Raw genomic sequence first — 21,717 nt, 5'->3', positions numbered from 1 at the left:
CGCGGGCATCGCCTGCGCCGCCGGAGCGGCCGGCGCGGCCATCATCGGCGGCGGCGCGGCGGCACCCGGCGCACGCGGCGGCGAACCGGCGAACGTCATGCCGCGGTCCTGCTCGGCGTACATCCACGAGTCGGTGTCCTCGTCGTCGACGTACCGGGGCTCCGGCGCGCCACCGACCAGCAGGCCGTCCGGCGGGCCGCCGTAGCCGCCGGCCCTGGGGACGGGACGCCCCAGGCTCGACAGCCGCTGCTGCCGCTTGCTCTCGCCCGCGTCGTAGCCCGTGAACAACTCGTCGAGGCCCGAAGGGGGTTCGCGCCATCCGGAGGCGGGCGGCGCGGCCTGGCGGCGGCCGATCCGCAGCGAACGCAGCTCCGGCAGATCCGTGCGGCGGTCCAGGTCCGCCGTCGACAGGCCGAGCCGCACGCCCGACCAGTCCTCGCCCGTGCGCTGCGCAACCGCCGCGCGCATGACCAGCGTCCCGCCGGTCATCGCCCGGTCGAGGCGCAGCTGGTACTGCGGCACCCAGCGGGCGCCCGGGACCTGGTACTCCAGGTCCAGCACGATCTCCACCGGGTCCGACGCGTCCTCCGGCAGGCCGTCCAGCGTCACGACCGCGGCACCCGTCGTGCGGGTCTCCTCGGTACGCACCGCGCCGGACGCCTCGGCCAGCCGGTGCTGGGCGACCGCGACGTCGTAGTCGGCCTCGCGGCAGTCCCCGTCCAGGGCCCGCATCCGGTCGTGCAGCGTCGTCAGCCGGCGCGCGACGAAGTCGGCGAGCGCGAGCACCGGCTCCACCGAGGCCGGGCGCGGATACGGGTCCTCGCGGCGCGGCTTGCCCGGCACCGCGCGCAACGCCGCCGTCGCCTCGATCTCGGCCGCGAGCCGCGTCCTCCGCCCGGTCAGCCGCGACCGCCGCTCCGTCGCCGCGTCCAGCGCCCGGCGCAGCTCGGGCAGGTCCTCGGGCTCGACGAGCACCGCCTCGACGTGCGGCCGCACATCCGCGACCCGCACCCCTTCCGGCCCCGCCGCGACGGCCCCGCGCAGCGACTGCGCCACCGCCGACAACGGCACGTCCCCGATCCTGACCCGCAGGTCCCCGCGGTGCCCGCCGGGCACCACGACCCGAGCCCGGCGCGTGCAAACGGCCCCCTGCGCGTACACGACGACCGCGTCGAGTACCGACCCGCCGGCGTCCAGTGCCTTCTCCGCGCCGCTGGTGTCGACCGCGACAACCATGTTGCGTCCTCCCCGAAGGTCTGCGGTGGCTCCCAACCTAGAGGAGCCACGGGCCTGCGGCCGGGATACGCCCGGAACACCCTCCGGCCGCCGGCCGAGCCGCCCCCGGCCCGCCCCCGACGCGTTCGACGCACGACCCGGGCACCCGGTTCCGCCGCGGGCGCCGACCGGTGGACGAGCGGCACCACACCCGACCTGCCGGCCGCGACGCCCGCCCTTCCTCGTTCTCCGTTCCCGCGCGGAGCACGGCCGCCCGTCGGCGCCGCCCGTCGGCGCCCGCCGCGTCGGGCCCGTGCGGCTCGCGGGTGGGGCGTAACCGATACTGGTGCGCATGGCATACGGGACGTTGCGCGCTTTCCTCAAGGCGTTGGAGAAGGACGGCGACCTGCGGCGGATCCGCGTCGAGGTGGACCCGTACCTTGAGGTCGGCGAGATCACCGACCGGGTGAACAAGGCCGGCGGACCCGCACTGTTGTTCGAGAACGTCAAGGGCAGCTCGATGCCGCTCGCGATGAACGTCTTCGGCACCGACCGCCGCATGCTCAAGGCCCTCGGCCTCTCGTCCTACGGCGAGATCAGCGACAAGATCGCCGGGCTGCTCAAGCCGGAGCTGCCGCAGGGCTTCACCGGGCTGCGGGAGGCGTTCGGCAAGCTGGGCTCGGTGGCGCACATCCCGCCGAAGAAGGTCTCGTCGGCGCCGTGCCAGGAGGTCGTGCTCAAGGGCGACGACGTCGACCTCGGGACCATTCCCGCGCTGCACACCTGGCCGGACGACGGCGGCGCGTTCTACAACCTCGGCCTGACCCACACCAAGGACCCCGACACCGGCGTCCGGAACCTGGGCCTGTACCGCCTGCAGCGGCACGACAAGCGCACCATCGGCATGCACTGGCAGATCCACAAGGACTCGCGCAACCACTACCAGGTGGCGGCGCGCCGCGGGGAGCGGCTGCCGGTGGCGATCGCGTTCGGCTGCCCGCCGGCCGTGACGTACGCGTCGACCGCGCCGCTGCCCGGCGACATCGACGAGTACCTGTTCGCCGGCTTCGTGCAGGGAAAGCGCGTGGAGATGGTGGACTGCAAGACGGTCCCGCTCCAGGTCCCGGCCGAGGCCGAGGTGGTGCTGGAGGGCTGGCTGGAGCCCGGTGTCATGCGCGACGAGGGCCCGTTCGGCGACCACACCGGCTTCTACACGCCGATGGAGCCGTTCCCGGCGCTCACGATCGACTGCGTGACGATGCGGAAGGACCCGCTGCTGCAGTCGATCGTCGTCGGCCGCCCGCCGACCGAGGACGGGCCGCTGGGCAAGGCCACGGAGCGGTTCTTCCTGCCGCTGCTGAAGATCATCGTCCCGGACATCGTGGACTACGACCTGCCGGAGGCCGGCGGCTTCCACAACTGCGCGATCGTCTCGATCGACAAGAAGTACCCGAAGCACGCCCAGAAGGTCATGCACGCGATCTGGGGCGCGCACATGATGTCGCTGACCAAGCTGATCGTCGTGGTCGACGCGGACTGCGACGTCCACGACTACCAGGAGGTGGCGTGGCGCGCGTTCGGCAACGTCGACTACGCGCGCGACCTCACGGTCGTCGAGGGCCCGGTCGACCACCTCGACCACGCGTCGTACCAGCAGTTCTGGGGCGGTAAGGCGGGTATCGACGCGACCCGCAAGCTGCCCGAGGAGGGCTATACGCGGGACGGGGGCTGGCCGGAGATGGTGGCGTCGGATCCGGCTACGGCCGAACGGGTGACGCGGCGTTGGAAGGAATACGGGCTGCGATGAGAGTGGATGGCTTCATGTCGGGCAGGGCGGACACCATTGGTCCCCGCGCGGGCGGGGTTGTTCCTGAATACGGTGTTTCATGAGTTCGGCGGCAATCCCCGCAGGCAGCCCGTCCGACAGCAGGGTCAGGGACTTCCTGCGGCTGGTTCTGATCGAGCACTCGGTGTTCGCCCTGCCCTTCGCGTACATCGCCGCGCTCACCGCGATGTTCGAGGTCAACGGCCACGTCCACTACTGGGAGCTGTTCCTGGTGACGGTGGCGATGGTCGGCCTGCGCACGTTCGCGATGGCCTGCAACCGCATCATCGACCGCGAGATCGACGCCCGGAACCCGCGGACGGCGACGCGCGAGCTGGTGACCGGCAAGGTGTCGGTGCGTACCGCGTGGACGGGCGCGCTGGTCGCGCTGTTCTTCTACCTGGTCGCGGCGGCCCTGCTGAACCCGTTGTGCTTCGCGCTGGCGCCGCTGGCGGTCGTGCCGATGGTGGTCTATCCGTACGGCAAGCGGTTCACGGACGTCCCGCACGCGATCCTCGGCCTGGCGCAGGCGATCGGCCCGATCGGCGCGTGGCTGGCGGTGACCGGGTCGTGGTCGTGGGACGCGGTGGTGCTGGGCCTGGCGGTCGGCACATGGATCGGCGGATTCGACCTGATCTTCGGCTGCCAGGACGTCGCGGCCGACCGCGCGCACGGCGTGAAGAGCGTCCCGGCGCGCTGGGGCATCGCGAACGCGCTGTACGCGTCGCGCGTCACGCACGTGGTGACGACGGTGCTGTTCGTGTGGTTCGGCGTGCTGACGGACGCCGGGTTCTTCTGGTGGCTGGGCCTGCTGATCGTGTCGGCGGCGTTCGTGTACGAGCACTCGCTGGTCAAGCCGGACGACCTGTCGAAGCTGAACCGCGCCTTCTTCACCACGAACGGCTTCATCGGCATCGCGTTGTTCGTGTGCGCGCTGCTCGACCTGGTGGTGCGCGGCCTGCGGCTGTAGCCGTTCGGCGCGGCGGGATCCTCCGGCGCGCCACAGAATCCCCCGTCCCGGGTCAGACGGCCGCGCCGCCCGGCAGGGTCGGGGTGGTGCCGCCGCCGGGCCCGAACCCGTCGTCGCGCCCGAACAGTCCCTCCATGACCATCTTCATGTCGACGGTCTGGTCGGCGGGCGGTTTCTTCGGCCCGTGGCCGTCGTCCGAGCGGTTGAAGTAGCTGCTGTCCATGCTCGCGTCGACGGTGTCGTCGTTGTCGACGTCGGCCGTCACGCGCAGCGGCAGCGCGGCGCCGTGCGCGGGCACGTAGACGGTGCGCACCCACACCTTGCCGTCCGAGTGGGTCGTCGTGATGACGCGGATGGTGTCGATGCCGCGGATCCGCGCCGGGTCGCCGAGGCGGTGGGTGCGGTCGCCGCTGTCGGGGTCGTCGATGCCGACGCCGAGCAGGTCGTCGAAGTTCAGCGTGCCGGCGCCCCCGGAGGACCGGTCGGTGCGGGAGTCGCTGTGGTCGTCCTTGAGGTAGCGGCCTTCCAGCAGCTTGGCGAACTCGCGGGACGACGCGTCGGGGCCGTCGGTCTTCTCGTCGTACCCGGGCGTCTTCTTCATCAGGTCGAACATCACCGCGTAGCCGCCCGGGTCGACGCGGGTGTACTCGGTGTCGCCGATGAGCAGGTCGTGGACCTTCTTGTCGCCGATGAGGGTGTGCGACTCGTAGTCGCCGTTCTTGCCGACGGTGAGGTCCGAGGTGACCTTGGTGCCGAAGACCGTTCCCTGCTGCTCGACCCGCATCGCGCGCTTCCCGTGCTCGTCAGCGACGCGGCGCAGCAGGTCCTCGGCGGAGATCCCGGTGTTGTCCCGCCCGGTGTTGCCGACGGGGGAGTCGGCGGCCTTCCGCGCCTGACCGGCCGAGTCCGGGACGGCGCCGGTGCCGCACGCGGTGGCGAGGAGGAGGACCGGTATCGCCGCGGCGACGGTGACGGCGAGGCGGCGGGGCCGGTACGTACGCAAGTGGGGTCCCCCGTGGTGGTGGTGTCGGGTGGCGCGCGGGCGCGTCACAGCAGGCCGAGGTCCTTCAGCTCCTCCGACATCGGCCGCGGCCCGCCGCCGGTCGGCGCGGTGGGACGTGCGGTCTCGCGGCCCGCGCGGTCGCGGCGGAAGAGGAACGCCGCGAGCACGCCGCCCGCGAAGCCGAAGAGGTGTCCCTGCCAGGAGACACCCGACGCGGTGGGGAGCGCACCCCACAGCATGGACCATCCGTACACCCCGGTGATCACGAACGCCAGTGCGATGTCGAACAGTCGGCGGTCGACGAAGCCGCGCACCAGCAGGTAGCCGAAGTAGCCGAAGACCAGGCCGCTGGCGCCGACGGTGTTGGTGTTCGCGGGCGCGGTGAGCCAGACGCCGAGTCCGCAGACGGTCATGACGACGAGGCTGACGCCGGCGAACCTCAGGAAGCCGCGCGTCGCGGCGAGGAAGCCGAGGACGGCGAGGGCGAGCGTGTTGGCGATGAGGTGCCCGAAGCCGAGGTGCAGGAACTGGGCGGGGTAGATGTCCACGAGCTCGCCGAGGCGGCGCGGCCTGATGCCGTACGTCATGAGCGAGTCGTCGGTGGCGAACTGCACGATCTGCAGGGCCCACAGCACGGCGAGCAGTCCGGCGGTCGTGACGAGCGCGGTGCGCAGACCGCGCAGCGGATTCGGGCTCGGGAGCGGCGACACCGCGGCCTCCTCGCTGGGAACCGGTGACCGCCCCCCGGCGGCCCCGTTCGTCCACCAGTGTCCACCGGGCGGAGGGTTTCCGGTCAACAGGCTTGTCCCTCAGGCTGGCCGACCGGGCGGACGCGGGGGCGGGCGGGCTCCGGCGCCGGCCCGCGGCGGCCGTACGGAGGGCGCCCCCACGCCCGCCCGTCGGGTGGTTCGTGGTGGTTTGTCGGGGCGTGTGCGCGGGGGTGGCGGGTGCGCCCCGGCGGGGCGCTGGGACAATGGCGGCATGCATGTACAGCGTCGTCCGTGGATCGTCGGCGTCTCGGGCGCGTCCGGGACCCCTTACGCGGCGGCCGTCGTCCGTGCCCTGCTGGACGCGGGGGAGGACGTGGACCTGGTGGTCAGCCGGGCCGCGCGGCTCACCCTGTTGGACGAGACGGGCATCGGTTTCCGTGACGCGCACTGGCGCGCCGACCTGGGCGCGTGGCTTGCCCTCGACGCCGCGGACGGCGGTTGGGGCGAGGGCGACGCGCGGCTCGACCGGGTGGCGTACTGGGCGGCCGGCGACCTGGCCGCGGGTCCGTCGAGCGGCTCGTACCCCGCGAAGGGCATGGCGGTGGTGCCGGCCAGCACGGCGTCGGTGGCGGGGATCGCGCTCGGCCTGTCGAAGGACCTGCTGCAACGTGCGGCGGACGTCACGTTGAAGGAGCGCCGCCCGCTCGTGGTGGTGCCGCGCGAGACCCCGCTCACCGGCACCACGCTCCGACACCTGGTGCGGCTGGACGACGGGGGCGCCGTGGTGCTGCCGGCCAGTCCGGCGTTCTACGCGGGCGCGCGCGACGTGCAGCGGCTGGTGGACTTCGTGGCGGGGAAGGTGCTGGACGTGCTCGGCGTCCCGCACTCGTTGTTCCGCCGCTGGGACGGGGTGCTCGGCGGCGCGCGGGCGGAGGCCGTTCCGTCGTGAAAACCAGCAAAGGCCCCCGCCGAAGCGGGAGCCTGTGGTGGCGTTCCGACCGCGTGCGCCCCGGTGGGTCAGGATCCGGTGCGGACTGCGACTCAGCAGGACCGGCCGGATCAGCGGCCGGTGCGGGTGCGGGCGACGAACTTCTTCACGCGGTTCAGCGTGTTGTGCCGGCCGACGGGGCGGGACCGCTCGGCCATCTCGTGGAGCTCCTGGATGTGCGCACGCGCCATCTCAAGGGTGTACATCGTTTTCACTCCCGTTTGTCGGCGTGTTGCGCCGACGTTGTTTTCGACATCGGAGGTTCGTGGCCTCCGATGCCTTTGATTCTAAGGGATAGACTCGAAACTGTCCACTGAAATGCAGGGCAGTGGGGCGCCCGGCCGGGCGATCACCAGGACGATCAAGGAGAACGGCATGGATGCGGTGGACCGCAAGCTCATCCAGGCGCTGCGGGTCAACGGCCGCGCCTCGTACGCGGAGCTCGGCCGCCTGGTCGGACTGTCCGGTCCGAGCGTGACCGACCGCATCAACCGGCTGGAGCAGGCGGGCGTCATCACCGGCTACCGCGCGACCGTCGACCCGGTCACGCTCGGCCTCGGCGTCACGGCGCTCATCGGCCTGCAGCTGTCGGACGCCGCCGACCACGAGGACGTCAGCCGCAGGCTGCGCGACGTCGAGGAGATCGAGGACTGCTGGTTCATCTCCGGCGACGACTCGTTCATGCTCAAGGTCCGCGTGCCCGACGTGGCCGGCCTCGAACAGGTCATCCGGCGCCTGTCCGGCACCCGCGGCGTCGCGCGCACCCGTACCACCGTCGTGCTGTCCACGAAGTGGGAGTACCGCGCGGCGGACCTGCCCGGCGAACCGGAGGCCTGATCCCGAGGCGTAGGCTCGTCGCACAGTTTGTCCCGCAAGGGCCGTGGTTCAGTAAGGAGAAGTGAGCGATGGACTCGGGTCTGCGCAAGGAGATCGAGGACAAGGTCCTCTCCGGCGAGCGGCTCAGCCGCGAGGACGGCATCGCGCTGTACGAGTGCGACGACCTCGCGTGGCTGGGCGGCCTCGCCCACCACGTGCGGACGCGGAAGAACGGCGACGTCGTCCACTTCAACGTCAACCGGCACCTCAACATGACCAACGTGTGCCAGGCGTCCTGCGCCTACTGCTCGTTCCAGCGCAAGCCGGGCGAGAAGGACGCGTACACGATGCGCATCGAGGACGCCGTGCGGCTGGCCAAGGAGATGGAGCCGGAGGGCATCACCGAGCTGCACATCGTCAACGGCCTGCACCCGACGCTGCCGTGGCGGTACTACCCGCGGTCGCTGCGCGAGCTGAAGAAGGTCCTGCCGAACGTCTCGCTCAAGGCGTTCACGGCGACCGAGATCCAGCACTTCGAGACCATCTCGGGGATGAGCGCGTCCGAGATCCTCGACGAGCTGATGGACGCCGGCCTGGAGTCGCTCACCGGCGGCGGCGCGGAGATCTTCGACTGGGAGGTCCGGCAGCACATCGTCGACCACGCCACCCACTGGGAGGACTGGTCGCGGATCCACCGGCTCGCGCACGAGAAGGGCCTCAAGACCCCCGCGACGATGCTGTACGGGCACATCGAGGAGCCCCGGCACCGCGTCGACCACGTGCTGCGGCTGCGTGAACTGCAGGACGAGACCGGCGGGTTCCAGGTCTTCATCCCGCTGCGCTACCAGCACGACTTCCACGACAGCCGCGACGGCATCGTCCGCAACCGCCTCCAGGCCCGCACCACCATGGCCACCGGCGCCGAGGCGCTGAAGGTGTTCGCGGTCTCCCGGCTGCTGTTCGACAACGTGCCGCACGTCAAGTGCTTCTGGGTCATGCACGGCCTGGCCACCGCGCAGCTCGCGCTCAACCACGGCGCCGACGACCTGGACGGCTCGGTCGTCGAGTACAAGATCACGCACGACGCGGACGGCTTCGGCACGCCGAACAAGATGACCCGCGACGACCTGCTCGAGCTCATCCGCGACGCGGGCTTCCGGCCCGCCGAGCGCAACACCCGGTACGAGATCATCCGCGAGTACGAAGGCCCCGAGCCGGGCCGCCGCGACGTGCCGCAGCCGATGCGCTTCTGACCGCCCGCCCGTCGCCCCCCCACCGCCCATATTCGAGTCGCTTCGCTCCCGTCTTCGTTTTCTCCCGCCGCGCGGTGGCCCGTGCCGGACGCGCGCGGCGGGAGTGCTGTACTGGAGGACGCCGGGCGGTCGCGGCCACGCGCCGTGCCCGCCCGCATCGCTCGCACCCCCGCCGCCGTCCGGCCGAAGGAAAACGACGTGTCGACCACACCCGCACCCGAGCACCGCCCCGAGTCCGCCGACGTCCCCGGCTCCATCGAGGGCGCCGCGGCCGCCGCGGCCGTCACCGCCGAGCCCGCGCAGCCCGCCGCCGCGCGCCCCGGGGCCGCCCGCAGCGGACGTCCCGCGCTGTACTACACGCTGCTGCGCATGGGCCTGTTCGCCGGCGTGCTGCTCGTCGTGTGGCTGCTGTTCCGCTACCCGATCGGCCTGACCGGCAACGGCGCCGGCATCCTCGCCGTCGGCATCGCGCTCGCCGTGTCCGGCGTGCTCAGCTACTTCCTGCTCAACAACCAGCGCGAGGCGATGTCCGCCGCGCTCGTCGCGCGCGTCGAGCGGGCCAAGGCCCGTATCGAGGAAGGCGCGTCGGCCGAGGACGACCTCGTCGCCGACGGCCGCTGACGCCGCGGCGGCACCGGCTCCGGGTGAGCGGACCGTTCCACCAGGTAATGGTTTTGTCGTTTTACTGATGGACTGTTTACACTCCACCTCATGTTCGGCACAGGCGACACGCACGAGACGCGCACGGCGGTGGGTTTCCCGCTCGTGGCGCGGCTGCATGTCGACCTGGGCCGTTGCGCCACCGCACTGTGTAGCGGCGCCGGCGTCTGCTGAACCGGTACGCGAACCACGCTTCGCGTACCGCTCACGCACGCCGCCCCGACCGCTTCGCGGGTTCGCCGGACTCCGTCCCGAGCGCCGGCCCCGCACCTGACCGGTGGGTGAGCGCGACTCCCCCTCCCCACATGCCACATCAGGCCTGAAGCGGTCCGCATCTCCGTCCCGTACATCACGGTGCCCGGCCGACGGCCGGCCGCTTCAGGAGCTCCCCCTTGTCTGAAACCGCTGCAGTCCCCAAGCGATCCTTCCCGAAGATCCCGTTCTGGGCCCAGACGTTCATCGGCCTCGCGGTCGGCGTCGTCCTCGGCCTCATCGCCAAGAACGCCCACGTCGACTGGCTCGGCACCACGCTCGAGCAGGTCGGCGACATCTTCGTCCGCCTGCTGAAGCTCGCGGTCCCGCCGCTGGTCTTCACCGCGGTCCTGATCTCCGTCGTGAACCTGCGCAAGGTCAACAACGCCGCGCGCCTCGCGGCCCGCACCCTGCTGTGGTTCCTGATCACGTCGCTGATCGCGGTGACCGTCGGCATCCTGCTCGGCATCCTGACCGACCCCGGCCAGGGCGTGAACCTCAAGCCGGAGCAGCTGCCGAAGGACCTGCCGTCCGGTGACTGGCTCGACTTCCTCACCGGCATCGTCCCGACGAACATCGTCGCGGCCTTCGGCCCCAAGCCGCAGGTGCTGCAGATCGTCTTCCTCGGGGCGGTCCTCGGTGCCGCGGTGCTCTCCGTCGGCAAGAAGGCCGAACCGCTGATCAACGCCGCCGAACTCGTGCTCGAGGTCGTGCAGAAGGCCCTGTGGTGGGTCATCCGCCTCTCGCCGCTCGGCACCGCCGGCCTGATCGGCACCGCCGTCGCCACCTACGGCTGGGAGTCCCTCAAGCCGCTCGGCACCTTCACCGTCGACATCTACGTCGGTTGCGCGATCATCCTCTTCGGCGTCTACCCGCTGCTCCTGGCGACCGTCGCCCGCGTCAACCCGCTGAAGTTCTTCCAGGGCGCCTGGCCCGCCATCCAGCTGGCCTTCGTCTCCCGCTCCTCCGTCGGCACCATGCCGGTCACCCAGCGCGCCGTCGAACGCCTCGGCGTCCCCAAGGAGTACGCCTCCTTCTCCGTCCCCTTCGGCGCCACCACCAAGATGGACGGCTGCGCCGCGATCTACCCGTCGCTCGCCGCGATCTTCGCCGCCCAGTACCTGCACATCGACCTCGACCTCAAGGACTACTTCCTCATCGTCCTCGTCTCGGTCATCGGCTCCGCCGCCACCGCGGGCCTCACCGGCGCGATCGTCATGCTGACCCTCACCCTCGAGACCGTCGACACCCGCCTCCTCCCGGCCGTCGGCCTCCTCCTGGCCATCGACCCGATCCTCGACATGATGCGCACGGCCACCAACGTCGCCGGCCAGGCAGTCGTGCCGATCATCGTCTCCTCCCGTGAGAAGACCCTCGACCTCGACAAGTACAACCACCCCCGCGACATCGACGCCCCCGACGACGACGATGCCACCCCCCTGAACGTGCCCGCCCAGGCCACCGACCGTCGGGAGCCGGTCTCCGTCTGACGGGCACACAGCAAGCGGCCCCGTTCCCCCTATGTGTCGTGGGGAGGAACGGGGCCGCTTCACGTCCATGTTCCTGTGCTCTCCGACCCTGATTGGGGAAGTCGGCGCAGCAGCGTCGGTGACGTCGTCTGCTCGACACGGAGGCATCCGTGACATTGCCGAGCCCTAGGCTCCGGGCCATGAAGGATCGACAGGCTCGCAACTCGGCGTCGCTGCTGGACGCTCTGTTGGCAGAACTCGCGGACCCAGACTGTGATTTCGATGTTCTCGACGAGACCGTCGAGAAGCTCAAGGCGGCTTGGGAACCGGGGTTGGTTCCGGTCCTGGAACGGTTGTTGACCGCGGCCGTGGACGCTCGGAACTGGTACGCCCGCCACGTCCTTGCCATGCTCCTCGCCGATGTCGCGGGCCGCGGCGCACTCCCCGAGTTGCTGGGAGCGTGGTGCCGGGATCTCGGCGACGACCAGGATTCCCTGACGGCGGTGATCGTGGATCTTTCGTGCGAGGATCCGACGGCCGCTCGGCGGATTGTTGTGCCGTGGCTCGGCGACCCCGATCCCGGCCTCCGCAAGACCGCCGTGTGGCTGCTCGGGTTTGTCCCTCTGCCGGGGGATGCAGAGTTGCTCGGCCCCGCGGTCAGCGATGCCGACGAAGCAGTACGGTCCGCCGCTGCCGGGTCGCTGACCGGACAGGGCCCGGCCGGGGTGGCACTGCTGGTGCGCCTGCTCGGCGATCCGGCGGCCGGCGTTCGGATTTCGGCGCTGAGTTCGCTGGGTTTCGCCCGCGATCCGCAATCCCTTGCTGCGATCCGCCGTCTCGCGGGCGACGCAGACCCTCGCGTTCGTGCCTGGGTCGGCATCGCCATGAGCCGGTTCCCGGTGTCGGAACTCGCCGACGACGCCGCGAACATCGCCGTTCTGCGGCGCTTGGCCCGGGACTCCGATGCGTACGCCCGCGAACAGGCCGCTTCCCACCCGCTGCTTTCCGGTCGGTGACCTGCGCCCAACCCCGTGCCTGCGGCAGCTGATTCTGCCCCTCAACCAACGTCGCCGGCCAGGCGGTCGTGCCGATCATCGTCTCCTCCCGTGAGAAGACCCTCGACCTCGACAAGTACAACCACCCCCGCGACATCGACGCCCCCGACGACGATGCCACCCCCCTGAACGCGTCGCCCAGACCTCCGACCGTCGGGAGCCGGTCTCCGTCTGACGGCCACACAGCAAGCGGCCCCGATCGGCCGGCGTCGGTCGGGTTGTGCCTTGTTCGGTCTTGTGGTCCGCGGCCATACTGCTTCGGCGGCGTGGAACGTGTTCTATTCGGGGTCGGGTGGGGCGGGGGTCCAGGCGATGCGTGGTGGGCGAACGGCTTGGCGCGGCAGGCGAGTTGGTGCGGTCGCCGGGGTGGTGGTGCTGGTCGTCGTCGGGTGTGGTCGGAGTGGTTCCGGGCGGGTGGCGGAAGAGGGTAGGTCACGCGGGCCCGGCGGCAGTGCGAGTGTGCGGGCGTCGGCTGCGTCGGCTGGGGGAGCGGCGGCGCCGGCGTCGGCTCCGGTGTCGACGGCGGTGCCTGGGGGCAACGCCTTCTATGACCCGCCGAGTCCGTTGCCTGCGAGCCGCCCCGGCGACGTGCTGCGTCAGCGTCAGGGCACGAGTCCCGAGCCGGTCGCCGGCGGTGCCGACGAGCGGCTCGTCATGTATGTGACCACCGGAACCGACGGCAGGCCCGTCGCCGCGACGGGCATCGTCACGGTGCCGAAGTCACCACCGCCGGAAGGTGGTTGGCCGGTCGTTGCGTGGGATCACGGCACGACCGGTATCGCGGCGGAGTGCGCGCCTTCCCGTGGGTTCGGCCCCAGCTCGCAGGGCGCGGGCGACATGCTTGCGGCGTTCGTGCAGCGTGGTTTCGCCGTCGTGCAGCCGGACTATGTCGGCATGGGCGTGACCGGCGTCAAGCACCCCTATCTCGACGGCAGATCGGCCGCGTACGCGACGCTCGACCTGGTCCGCGCCGCGCACAACGCCTTCCCAGACGTCGGCACCACGGCGTTCGTCGTCGGCCACTCGCAGGGCGGGCACGCCGCGCTCTGGACGTCGCACTACGCGCCGCAGTACGCCGCCGACATCGACGTCCGGGGCGTCGTCGCGATCGCGCCCGCCAACGGATTCCAGCTCATGCCGCAGCTGGTGGCCGCCCGCGACTCGACCGCCGAGCCGTACGCGGGCATCTTCCTGCTGGTCGTCGACGGCGCCTCCGCGACCACCCCGACCGTGGTGCCGGAACGCATCCTCACCCCCGCGGGCCTCAAGGCCGCCGAACGCGCCTGGCACGCCTGCGCCTTCGACGCCCCCGCCGATCAACTGCCGCCGGTCGCCGACCTCCTGCGTCCGGACGCCGACCTCGCCCCGCTGGTCTCGGCCCTCGCCGCCGCAGCCCCCGACCAAGTGGCCCTGAACGCGCCGGTGTTCCTCCCGCAAGGCGGCCAGGACCCGCTCGGCGCGCTCAACCTGCCGCTCACCCAGACGCTGTGCGGCAAGGGCGCGAGCGTCGAGTTCAAGGTCTATCCGGACGAACAGCACACCCCCGCCGAGGTGCACGCCGCGGGAGACGACGCGGTCGCGTGGGTGCAGGCCCGGCTCGACGGAACACCGGTCACCGGCGCCTGCGGATTCTGACCGCCTGGAAAACCGTCGACCGCCACCCGAAACACGTGTGCCCGGCCCCCCGTTCAGGAGAAGCCGGGCACACGGCAACGACACGAACTAGGTCGTGTCTTCAAAGTGTTGGTCGCAGCCAAAGGAGTGTTGCGGCGAGGGTGACGACGGCATTGAACGAGGTCGCGGTCTTGTCGTAGCGGGTGGCGATGCCGCGGTAGTGCTTGAGGCGGTTGAAGCACCGCTCGACGACGTTGCGTCGGCGATAGGCCGCCGGGTCGAAGCCGCAGGGGCGTTCGCCCCTGCGGATCCGGCCGTTGAGCTGGTCGATTCGCTCGGGGATCGTGTGCCGGATCCCGCGTCTGCGCAGCCAGGCGCGGATCTTCCGCGAGCTGTAGCCCTTGTCCGCGACGACGCGGTCCGGTCGCGTGCGGGGCCGACCGGGCCCGTTCCGGGCAACGCGGATGCGGTTCATGACGTTCTCGAACTGGGTGCAGTCGTTGCGCTGGCCGCCGGTCAGAACGAAGGCGAGGGGCCGGCCGCGGCCGTCGCACGCGAGGTGGAGCTTGGTGGTCAGACCCCCTCGGGATCGACCGAGGGCGTGATCCGCCGGTTCGTCCCCTGCTCGGGCCCCCTTTTCGCGCCGGCAGCGTGCTGGTGCGCCCGCACGAGGGTGGAATCGACTGCGACCAGCCAGTCGATGTCGGCCTTGGCCTGCCGGTCGGCCTGGACCGCGGCGAGCATGCGCGTGAACGTGCCGTCCAGCGCCCACCTGCGGAAACGCGTGTACACCGACTGCCACGGCCCGTACCTCGCGGGCACGTCCCGCCAGGCGGCACCCGCGCGGATCTTCCACACGATCCCGTTCAGCACCCTGCGGTCGTCCAGCCGCGGCCGCCCTCTGGGCGGCCGCGGCAACCACGGCTCCATCAACGCCCACTCGTCGTCGGTCAGTTCGTAACGCCGAATCACAGCACTCATGATCCCGCGTCACCGTTTTGAAGACACGGCCTAGAAAGCCGCCTCGCGCCGCTTCCGCAGCACCGCGCCCGCGACAGCCGCGCCTGCGAGCGCGACCGCGCTGCCGATCACGACCACCCACGAGTAGGTGACGAGCGTTTCGGTGAACACGTCGTAGACGGCGCCGGTCGCGCCGCGGCTGACGGTCGAGCTCTTGGCCGCCTCGTCCAGCACCGGCGAGCGCGCGAGGTTCACCGTGATCAGCAGCACGCCGCCCGCGACCAGCGTGCCCATCGCGGTGAGCGCGAGCGCGCGCAGCCGCCGTACGGCGATCAGCAGGCCGGCGACGACAAGGCCCGCGGCCAGCCCGGGGATCATCCAGCCGGCGTCGTCGATGCCCTTGAGGGTGTCCTGCGCCGCGCCGTACTCGGGGATCTTTGCGAGCGACACCTGGACGTGGCCCGGGAGTTGGTTGCGGTCGACCTTCACGCCGGCCTTGGCCAGCTCGTTGAAGAGCGGGTCGAGCGGCGTCGCGACGTCGATCGTCAGCTGGTCGCCCTTGCGCTGCGTCGTCGCCGTGTCCTTGCCGAGCAGCCCGTCGACGACGACGCTGTGCGCCTGCGCCGAGCCCTCGCGCCACACCGTGCGGAACTGGTCGGTCTCCATGACCTGGCCGACCGCCTGCACGACCTGGGTGCGGGTGGACTGCGGCAGCCTGGTCTGCCGCATCACGTCGTCCGCGATGAGGTCCTGGACCTCCTTGCGGACCTCCTCCTTGCCGATCAGCTTGACCGACACGTCGGCGAAGCCGTCGTCCGAGATGAGGTCGTTCTTCAGCCACGACGCGGTGACCGCCGGGATGGCGAGCAGCACGGCCATCAGCAGGCACAGGAACGCCACGACGCCGCGCAGGCCGTCGGAGGCCGTGTTGCGGGGGCGGGCGCCACGCGGGGGCGGCCCGCTCGGTCCGGGGGTGTCGCCGTACGGCGGCTGCGGCGAGCCGAAGCCGGGCTGCGGCGGGTAGCCGTAGTCGGGCTGGGACGGATACCCGTCAGACCCGCCGTTCGGCTGGTACGCGGGGGCCGGCGGCGGCGCGGCGGGCGCCCCGTACCCCGCCTGGGGACGCGGCGCGCCGTACTGCGTGGGCGCGTCGTACGCGGGCGGCGCGGACGGCGGCGGGGCCTGGCCGGGTCCCGGCGGGGGGCCGGGGCGTCCGGCGTCTCCGTGCGGGGACGCGGGTCCGGGGTGCATAGCGGGGCCTCCGTCGGGTGCTCGCGGTTCGCCCGGCGCTGCTGTGCACCGGACCGTCCAGGCTGCTGTCCGTCCTGGTCGGGGGCGTGACTGCGGGCGCACGGTGTTCCCCCCACCGGTCACGAGCATGACAGCTCGGGGCGCCGTCCGGGTGATCCGTCCGAGGTTGTGGCATGGCGGTGACACTCGTGGGGGTGCCCCGCGGGGCGGCCGAACGGGTGCGGGCATAGCCTCGGGGAGTGGACATCAAGGACACGGCGCCCCGCGACCCGGGAACCGCCGGACAGCACGAGACCGGCCCGGTACCGGGTGACGACGGCCATCCTCGCCGTCCCCGTGTCGGGCACATCCAGTTCCTCAACTGCCTGCCGCTCTACTGGGGTATGGCGCGGCTCGGTGCCCTGCTCGACATGGAGCTCACCAAGGACACGCCGGACAACCTGAACGACGCTCTGGTGCGCGGCGACCTGGACGTCGGCCCGATCAGCGTCGTCGAGTTCCTGCGGAACGCCGACGACCTGGTGGTGCTGCCGGACATCGCGGTCGGCAGCGACGGCCCGGTCATGTCGGTGGTGATGGTCAGCCAGGTGCCGCTGGCGGAGCTGGACGGCGCGAAGGTGGCGCTCGGCTCGACATCGCGGACCTCGGTGCGGCTGGCCCGGCTCCTCCTGGAGGAGCGCTACGGCGTCCGTCCGGACTACTACACGTGCCCGCCCGACCTCGCGCTGATGATGCAGGACGCGGACGCGGCGGTGCTGATCGGGGACGCCGCGCTGCGCGCCTCGCTGCACGACGCGCCGCGGCTCGGCCTGGAGGTGCACGACCTCGGGCAGCTGTGGAAGGACTGGACGGGACTGCCGTTCGTGTTCGCCGTGTGGGCGGCGCGCCGCGACTTCCTGGCCCGGCATCCGGAGCGGGTGCGCGAGGTGCACGAGGCGTTCCTGGCGTCGCGCGACCTGTCGATGGCCGAGGTGGGGAAGGTCGCCGAGCAGACCGCGCGCTGGGAGGCGTTCGACGCGGCGACGCTGGAGCAGTACTTCGCGCACGCGCTGGACTTCTCGCTCGGGGACCGGCAGTTGGCCGGCATGGCGGAGTTCGCGCGGCGGACGGCGCACGACACCGGCTACCCGGCGGACGTCCGGGTGCGGCTGCTCAACGGGGCCGACGGGGCCGACGGGGCCGACGGGGCCGACGAGGCGGCCGGCTAGGCCCCGCCGCCCGGATTCCGAGACGGGAGTGTCCGGGGAGTGGGATATCCCGTATCCGCATGCCAGGACGGCCAACTAGGCTCGACGTCATGGGCAAGGTCTATCCAGAAGGCGTCACAGGACGCCTGAAGCAGTTCATTCTCGATCAGCCGGTCTACTTCACGGCGACGGCCCCGCTCGACGCGGACGGCCACGTGAACGTGTCGCCCAAGGGCCACGCGGGGTCGTTCGCCGTCCTCGACGAGTGGACCGTCGCCTACCTCGACTGGACGGGCAGCGGCGCCGAGACCCACGCGCACCTGCGTGAGAACGGCCGCATCACCCTCATGTGGACGGCCTTCTCGGGCCCGCCCACCGTCGTGCGCCTGCACGGCCGCGGCGAGGCCGTCTATCCCGAGGACCCGCGCTGGCCCGAACTCGCCGCCCGCTTCGCCGACGCCGACCAGCCCGGCATCCGCGCCGTCGTCCTGGTCCACGTGAGCCGCGTCTCGGACAGCTGCGGCTTCTCCATACCGTTCATGGACTACGTCGGCGAGCGCCCGCTGCTGCGCAGCTACTGGGACGGCAAGTCGGAGGAGCAGATCGGCGCGTACATCGACAAGAAGAACAGCGCGAGCATCGACGGCCTCGCGGCGATAGACGCCTCGTCGGTCGTGCCCGGGGCACGCGGGACGGCCGCCGCCGGTTAGGCTCGGACCGTTCGACAACGCCGTGGAGGGTCCCGTGAACGCAGCAGTCACCGAGTCCGGTTCGGTACGGTCCGACCTGCACTCCGTCCTGGACCGGGCCGCGGCCGGCGGGCGGATCAGCGCGGACGAGGCGCTGGAGCTGTACGTCCACGCGCCCCTCCACGCGCTCGGCTCGGCCGCGGACCAGGTGCGCCGCCGCCGCTACGCGGGCACCGAGCACATCGCGACGTACATCATCGAGCGGAACATCAACTACACGAACGTGTGCGTCACGGCGTGCAAGTTCTGCGCGTTCTACGCCCCGCCGAAGAGCGAGAAGGGCTGGTCGCGCGAGCTCGACGACATCCTGCGCCGGTGCGCGGAGACGGTCGAGCTGGGCGGCACCCAGATCATGTTCCAGGGCGGCCACCACCCGGACTACGGCGTCGACTACTACGAGCGCGCGTTCGCCGCGATCAAGGCGGACTTCCCGCAGCTGGTGATCCACTCGCTCGGCGCGTCCGAGGTCGAGCACATGGCGAAGGTCTCGGGCGTCACCGTCGAGGAGGCCATCACCCGCATCAAGGCGGCCGGCCTGGACTCGTTCGCGGGCGCCGGCGCCGAGCTGCTGCCGGCCCGCGCGCGGCAGGCGATCGCGCCGCTCAAGGAGTCGGGCGAGCGCTGGCTGGAGATCATGGAGACGGCCCACGGCCTCGGCCTGGAGTCGACGTCCACGATGCTGATGGGCACGGGCGAGACGAACGCCGAGCGCATCGAGCACATGCGGATGATCCGCGACGTGCAGGACCGCACCGGCGGGTTCCGGGCCTTCATCCCGTACACGTACCAGCCGGAGAACAACCACCTGAAGGGCCGCACGCAGGCGACGCTGCTGGAGTACCTGCGGATGATCGCCATCGGCCGGCTGTTCTTCGACAACGTGAACCACCTGCAGGGCTCGTGGCTGACCGTCGGCAAGGAGGCCGGGCAGCTGTCCCTGCACTACGGCGCCGACGACCTCGGCTCGGTGATGCTCGAGGAGAACGTCGTCTCCTCCGCCGGCGCCAAGCACCGCTCCAACCGCATGGAGCTGATCCACCTGATCCGCGCCGCGGGCCGCGTCCCGGCGCAGCGCGACACGACGTACAACCACCTCCTGATCCACGACGACCCGGCCCAGGACCCGGTCGACGACCGCGTCGTGTCCCACCTCTCCTCGACCGCGATCGAGGGCGGCACGGCGCACCCCGAGCTGACGATCATCCAGGCGAGCTGAACGCGTCTGCGGGAAGCGGAGGTTGCCCGCCTTCCCCGATGACTGCCGTGCTATAAACACACCTTCCAACCGGTTTCTTGCATGGGGGGTGTCCGATCGTGGTTCGGATTTCAAGACGAGGGGTCATCGGGGCGGCGGCAGTGGGCGGGGCGCTCGTCGCCGGCCAGCTGGCGTTCGCCGGTGGGGCCGGTGCGGCCGACGCCCTGAAGGTCACGTCGTCCGCGTCGACGCTCCGCCCGGGCGGTCCGGACGCCACGATCACGATCGACGCCTCGGCTCCGTTCGAGTTCGACTTCGCCGGCACCGGCGAGCAGTCGGTGGGCTGGCAGCTGCCGAGCGAGTGCAACAACGACAAGTACCCGGTGGTCTGCACCCCTGGTGCGAGCCACAAGGTGGTCGTGGCCATCGGCATCCTGGGCGGCGACCAGGGCGGCAAGGCGGGCCAGAAGGTCACCTTCACCGCCAAGGCCGTCGAAGGCGACGCGAAGGCCAGTACCGAGATCACCTACGGTGAACCGCTCGTGGCGGCCGACTGGGTTGTCGTGAACCCGGACGTCATCACGTACTACAACCCGGGCGGCAAGCTCGCCGAGCCGTTCCGCGTGCAGTTCTGGCAGGGCGCGGCGAGCACCGACTCGGCGGTCCTGACCGTGACGGGCGTCAAGGGCGTCACGTTCACGAAGGCGCCGGCAGACTGCACCATCGACTCCGCGGGCGCCGTTGTCACCTGTGCCATCCCGAGCGTGTTCGGCGGCAACGGGCCGGACTACCGCGAGTTCGAAGGCGCGATCTCCGGCGACGAGCAGATCGTCGAGTCGAAGATCACCGGCAAGCTCCCGGAGAACACGCCCGAGAACAACGTCGACCGGACCGTCTACAAGAACGACGTGGCGCCCGCCCCGGCCACGCCGACCGCTTCGCCGAGCGTCGTGAAGCCGACGCCGACCGCGACGAAGAAGCCCGTCACCAAGGTGACCAAGGCGCCGGCGAAGGGCAAGGAGCTGGCGGCGACCGGCGCCGACGGCGGCAGCGACAACACCGCGCTGATCGCGGGCGGCGCCGGCGCGCTCATCGCGCTGGGCGCGGGCTCGGTGTTCATCGCGCGCCGCCGCAACCGCGCGACCGGCGCCTGAGCCGAGGACTCGACGCCGCGGCGGAACACCTGAACGAAGGGCCGTACCGGATTCCGGCACGGCCCTTCGGGTGTTGTCGGGCCGGTGGGCACAATGACCTCATGCCGTTGACCGTCCACGCCGCGCCCGTCGTCCTGACCATGACCGGGGACGACCCGGCCCGTGACGGGGTGCTGCGGGACGCCGCGGTCGCTGTGGACGGGGACCGGATCGCGGGCGTCGGCCCCGTCGGCGAGGTGGCCGGGCGGTTCCCGGACGCGCGGGTGCGGCGTTGGCCCGGGGTGATCACGCCGGGGCTGGTCAACGCGCACGCGCACCTGCAGTACACCGACTTCGCGCACCTGGCGTCGTCGGGCCTGCCTTTCCCCGAGTGGCTGCTTGCGCTCAACCGCGAGCGGGCCGGGTACACGGAGGCGCGTTGGCAGGAGAGCGCGCGGCGCGGTGTCCACCTGATGCTGAAGTCGGGGACGACGGCGGTCGCGGACGTCGTCACGCACGCATGCGTGCTGGTGCCGGTGGCGCGCTCGGGCATCCGCGGGGTGTCCTACATCGAGGTGCTGGCGGACGACGCGGCCTGGGCGGCCAAGCGCCGCGACCGGTTCTTCGCCGCCCTCGACACCCCGGTCGGACGCACGCTCGGGGTCTCGCCGCACACGCCGTACAGCGTCGGGTCCGCGGTCTTCCGGGAGTTGGTCGCGGTCGCACGCGAACGCGGGCTGCGGATGCACCCGCACCTCGCCGAGTCGGCCGACGAGGTGGAGTTCGTCCGCTCGGGCACCGGCTCCTTCGCCGACGTGCACCACGCACTCGGCACGACGCACGAACTCCTGGACGCCGGAAGCGGGTTGGCGCCCGGCGGATACCTGGACACGCTCGGTGCGCTCGGCCCGGACGTGCACGTCGCGCACGGCGTCCACCTCGACGCCGCCGACCGCGCGCTGCTGCGCGAACGCGGCACCGCCGTCGCCCTGTGCGTGCGCTCCAACGCCACCCTGAAGGCCGGCGAGGCGCCGGTCGCCGACTACCTCACCGAGGGCTCCCCGCTCGCGCTGGGCACCGACTCGCTGGCCTCGGGGCCGTCCCTCGACCTGTGGGAAGAGGCGTCAGCCGTACGAGAGTTGGCCCTGCGCCAGGGCTACACCGCCCCCGACCTCGACGCCCGCCTCGTCACCGCCGCCACCCTCGGCGGCGCCCAAGCCCTCGGCCTCCCCGCCGCCGGCCACCTCACCGAGGGCGGCCCGGCCGACCTCGCGGTCTTCAAAGTCCCGACCGATCTGGACCCGCACACGTCCCTGATCACCCACGGCGCCGGCTCCTGCGTGGGAACGGTCCTGGGCGGCCGCCTGGTCCACCGCCGCTGACCGCGCTCCGGCGTGCGCTCGGCCGGAAGG

General features: G+C 71.6%; 21 protein-coding genes. 15 read left to right on the top strand and 6 right to left on the bottom strand.

Annotated elements, in window-relative coordinates:
* A partial coding sequence (locus tag QI554_RS12820; protein WP_281469363.1) for a DUF4139 domain-containing protein occupies positions 1-1,236 on the bottom strand: 1,236 nt, incomplete at its 3' end.
* 331 nt (positions 1,237-1,567) lie between these two features.
* On the opposite strand from QI554_RS12820, the gene QI554_RS12815 reads away from it, so the two are divergent.
* Together QI554_RS12815 and mqnP are read left to right on the top strand one after the other, a co-directional pair.
* The gene (locus tag QI554_RS12815) at positions 1,568-3,022 is read left to right on the top strand and encodes a menaquinone biosynthesis decarboxylase (protein WP_281469361.1); all 1,455 of its coding nucleotides are present in this window, start codon (positions 1,568-1,570) and stop codon (positions 3,020-3,022) included.
* Between the two features lie 79 nt (positions 3,023-3,101).
* Positions 3,102-4,010: a menaquinone biosynthesis prenyltransferase MqnP gene (gene mqnP / locus QI554_RS12810; protein WP_281469359.1), complete on the top strand. Its 909-nt coding sequence runs from the start codon at positions 3,102-3,104 to the stop codon at positions 4,008-4,010.
* Between the two features lie 52 nt (positions 4,011-4,062).
* On the opposite strand, the gene QI554_RS12805 is transcribed toward mqnP, so the two are convergent.
* Together QI554_RS12805 and QI554_RS12800 are read right to left on the bottom strand one after the other, a co-directional pair.
* Complete coding sequence (locus QI554_RS12805) at positions 4,063-5,013, bottom strand: hypothetical protein (protein WP_281469358.1); 951 nt, start codon at positions 5,011-5,013, stop codon at positions 4,063-4,065.
* Between the two features lie 44 nt (positions 5,014-5,057).
* Positions 5,058-5,723, bottom strand: a complete 666-nt coding sequence (locus QI554_RS12800) for a rhomboid family intramembrane serine protease (RefSeq protein WP_281469356.1) — start codon at positions 5,721-5,723, stop codon at positions 5,058-5,060.
* Positions 5,724-5,994: 271 nt separating this feature from the next.
* Between QI554_RS12800 and QI554_RS12795 the strand changes: the two genes are divergently transcribed.
* On the top strand, positions 5,995-6,672 hold the full coding sequence (locus QI554_RS12795) for a UbiX family flavin prenyltransferase (protein WP_281469354.1): 678 nt from the start codon (positions 5,995-5,997) through the stop codon (positions 6,670-6,672).
* A 110-nt stretch (positions 6,673-6,782) separates the two neighbouring features.
* On the opposite strand, the gene QI554_RS12790 is transcribed toward QI554_RS12795, so the two are convergent.
* The gene (locus QI554_RS12790) at positions 6,783-6,917 is read right to left on the bottom strand and encodes a hypothetical protein (RefSeq protein ID WP_281469351.1); all 135 of its coding nucleotides are present in this window, start codon (positions 6,915-6,917) and stop codon (positions 6,783-6,785) included.
* A gap of 169 nt (positions 6,918-7,086) precedes the next feature.
* On the opposite strand from QI554_RS12790, the gene QI554_RS12785 reads away from it, so the two are divergent.
* From QI554_RS12785 to QI554_RS12755, 7 genes are all read left to right on the top strand, one after another.
* On the top strand, positions 7,087-7,548 hold the full coding sequence (locus QI554_RS12785; RefSeq protein ID WP_281469349.1) for an Lrp/AsnC family transcriptional regulator: 462 nt from the start codon (positions 7,087-7,089) through the stop codon (positions 7,546-7,548).
* A gap of 68 nt (positions 7,549-7,616) precedes the next feature.
* Positions 7,617-8,780, top strand: coding sequence for an aminofutalosine synthase MqnE (gene mqnE / locus QI554_RS12780; protein WP_281469347.1), 1,164 nt, complete (start codon positions 7,617-7,619; stop codon positions 8,778-8,780).
* Between the two features lie 198 nt (positions 8,781-8,978).
* A complete protein-coding gene (locus QI554_RS12775) occupies positions 8,979-9,401 on the top strand; it encodes a DUF4229 domain-containing protein (protein WP_281469345.1) in 423 nt (140 codons plus the stop codon).
* A gap of 90 nt (positions 9,402-9,491) precedes the next feature.
* Entirely contained in the window at positions 9,492-9,614 is a 123-nt protein-coding gene (locus QI554_RS12770; RefSeq protein ID WP_281469343.1) for a hypothetical protein, read from the top strand.
* Positions 9,615-9,832: 218 nt separating this feature from the next.
* Complete coding sequence (locus QI554_RS12765) at positions 9,833-11,182, top strand: dicarboxylate/amino acid:cation symporter (protein ID WP_281469341.1); 1,350 nt, start codon at positions 9,833-9,835, stop codon at positions 11,180-11,182.
* A 179-nt stretch (positions 11,183-11,361) separates the two neighbouring features.
* Positions 11,362-12,177, top strand: a complete 816-nt coding sequence (locus QI554_RS12760) for a HEAT repeat domain-containing protein (protein WP_281469339.1) — start codon at positions 11,362-11,364, stop codon at positions 12,175-12,177.
* Between the two features lie 627 nt (positions 12,178-12,804).
* Entirely contained in the window at positions 12,805-13,851 is a 1,047-nt protein-coding gene (locus tag QI554_RS12755; protein ID WP_281469337.1) for an alpha/beta fold hydrolase, read from the top strand.
* A 100-nt stretch (positions 13,852-13,951) separates the two neighbouring features.
* On the opposite strand, the gene QI554_RS12750 is transcribed toward QI554_RS12755, so the two are convergent.
* Both QI554_RS12750 and QI554_RS12745 read right to left on the bottom strand, forming a co-directional pair.
* Positions 13,952-14,811, bottom strand: a protein-coding gene (locus tag QI554_RS12750) for an IS5 family transposase (protein ID WP_425527962.1) whose coding sequence is annotated in 2 segments (ribosomal slippage) — positions 13,952-14,448 and positions 14,448-14,811 — 861 coding nt in all. Because the reading frame shifts where the segments join, the coding sequence is not laid out codon by codon here.
* Positions 14,812-14,841: 30 nt separating this feature from the next.
* Entirely contained in the window at positions 14,842-16,041 is a 1,200-nt protein-coding gene (locus tag QI554_RS12745; RefSeq protein ID WP_281469335.1) for a hypothetical protein, read from the bottom strand.
* A gap of 245 nt (positions 16,042-16,286) precedes the next feature.
* Between QI554_RS12745 and QI554_RS12740 the strand changes: the two genes are divergently transcribed.
* From QI554_RS12740 to QI554_RS12720, 5 genes are all read left to right on the top strand, one after another.
* Positions 16,287-17,249: a menaquinone biosynthetic enzyme MqnA/MqnD family protein gene (locus QI554_RS12740; protein ID WP_425527964.1), complete on the top strand. Its 963-nt coding sequence runs from the start codon at positions 16,287-16,289 to the stop codon at positions 17,247-17,249.
* Between the two features lie 89 nt (positions 17,250-17,338).
* The gene (locus tag QI554_RS12735) at positions 17,339-17,938 is read left to right on the top strand and encodes a pyridoxamine 5'-phosphate oxidase family protein (RefSeq protein ID WP_281469333.1); all 600 of its coding nucleotides are present in this window, start codon (positions 17,339-17,341) and stop codon (positions 17,936-17,938) included.
* 34 nt (positions 17,939-17,972) lie between these two features.
* On the top strand, positions 17,973-19,193 hold the full coding sequence (mqnC, locus tag QI554_RS12730; protein WP_281469331.1) for a cyclic dehypoxanthinyl futalosine synthase: 1,221 nt from the start codon (positions 17,973-17,975) through the stop codon (positions 19,191-19,193).
* 140 nt (positions 19,194-19,333) lie between these two features.
* Positions 19,334-20,326, top strand: a complete 993-nt coding sequence (locus QI554_RS12725) for an LAETG motif-containing sortase-dependent surface protein (RefSeq protein ID WP_281469329.1) — start codon at positions 19,334-19,336, stop codon at positions 20,324-20,326.
* A gap of 101 nt (positions 20,327-20,427) precedes the next feature.
* Positions 20,428-21,687: an amidohydrolase family protein gene (locus QI554_RS12720; protein WP_281469327.1), complete on the top strand. Its 1,260-nt coding sequence runs from the start codon at positions 20,428-20,430 to the stop codon at positions 21,685-21,687.
* The last annotated feature ends 30 nt before the right edge of the window (positions 21,688-21,717 follow it).

It is taken from the genome of Yinghuangia seranimata (assembly GCF_029953285.1).
Lineage (GTDB): Bacteria > Actinomycetota > Actinomycetes > Streptomycetales > Streptomycetaceae > Yinghuangia > Yinghuangia seranimata.
Note: the sequence above shows the minus strand (reverse complement) of the source record. Positions and strands in the feature narration are given on the sequence as shown.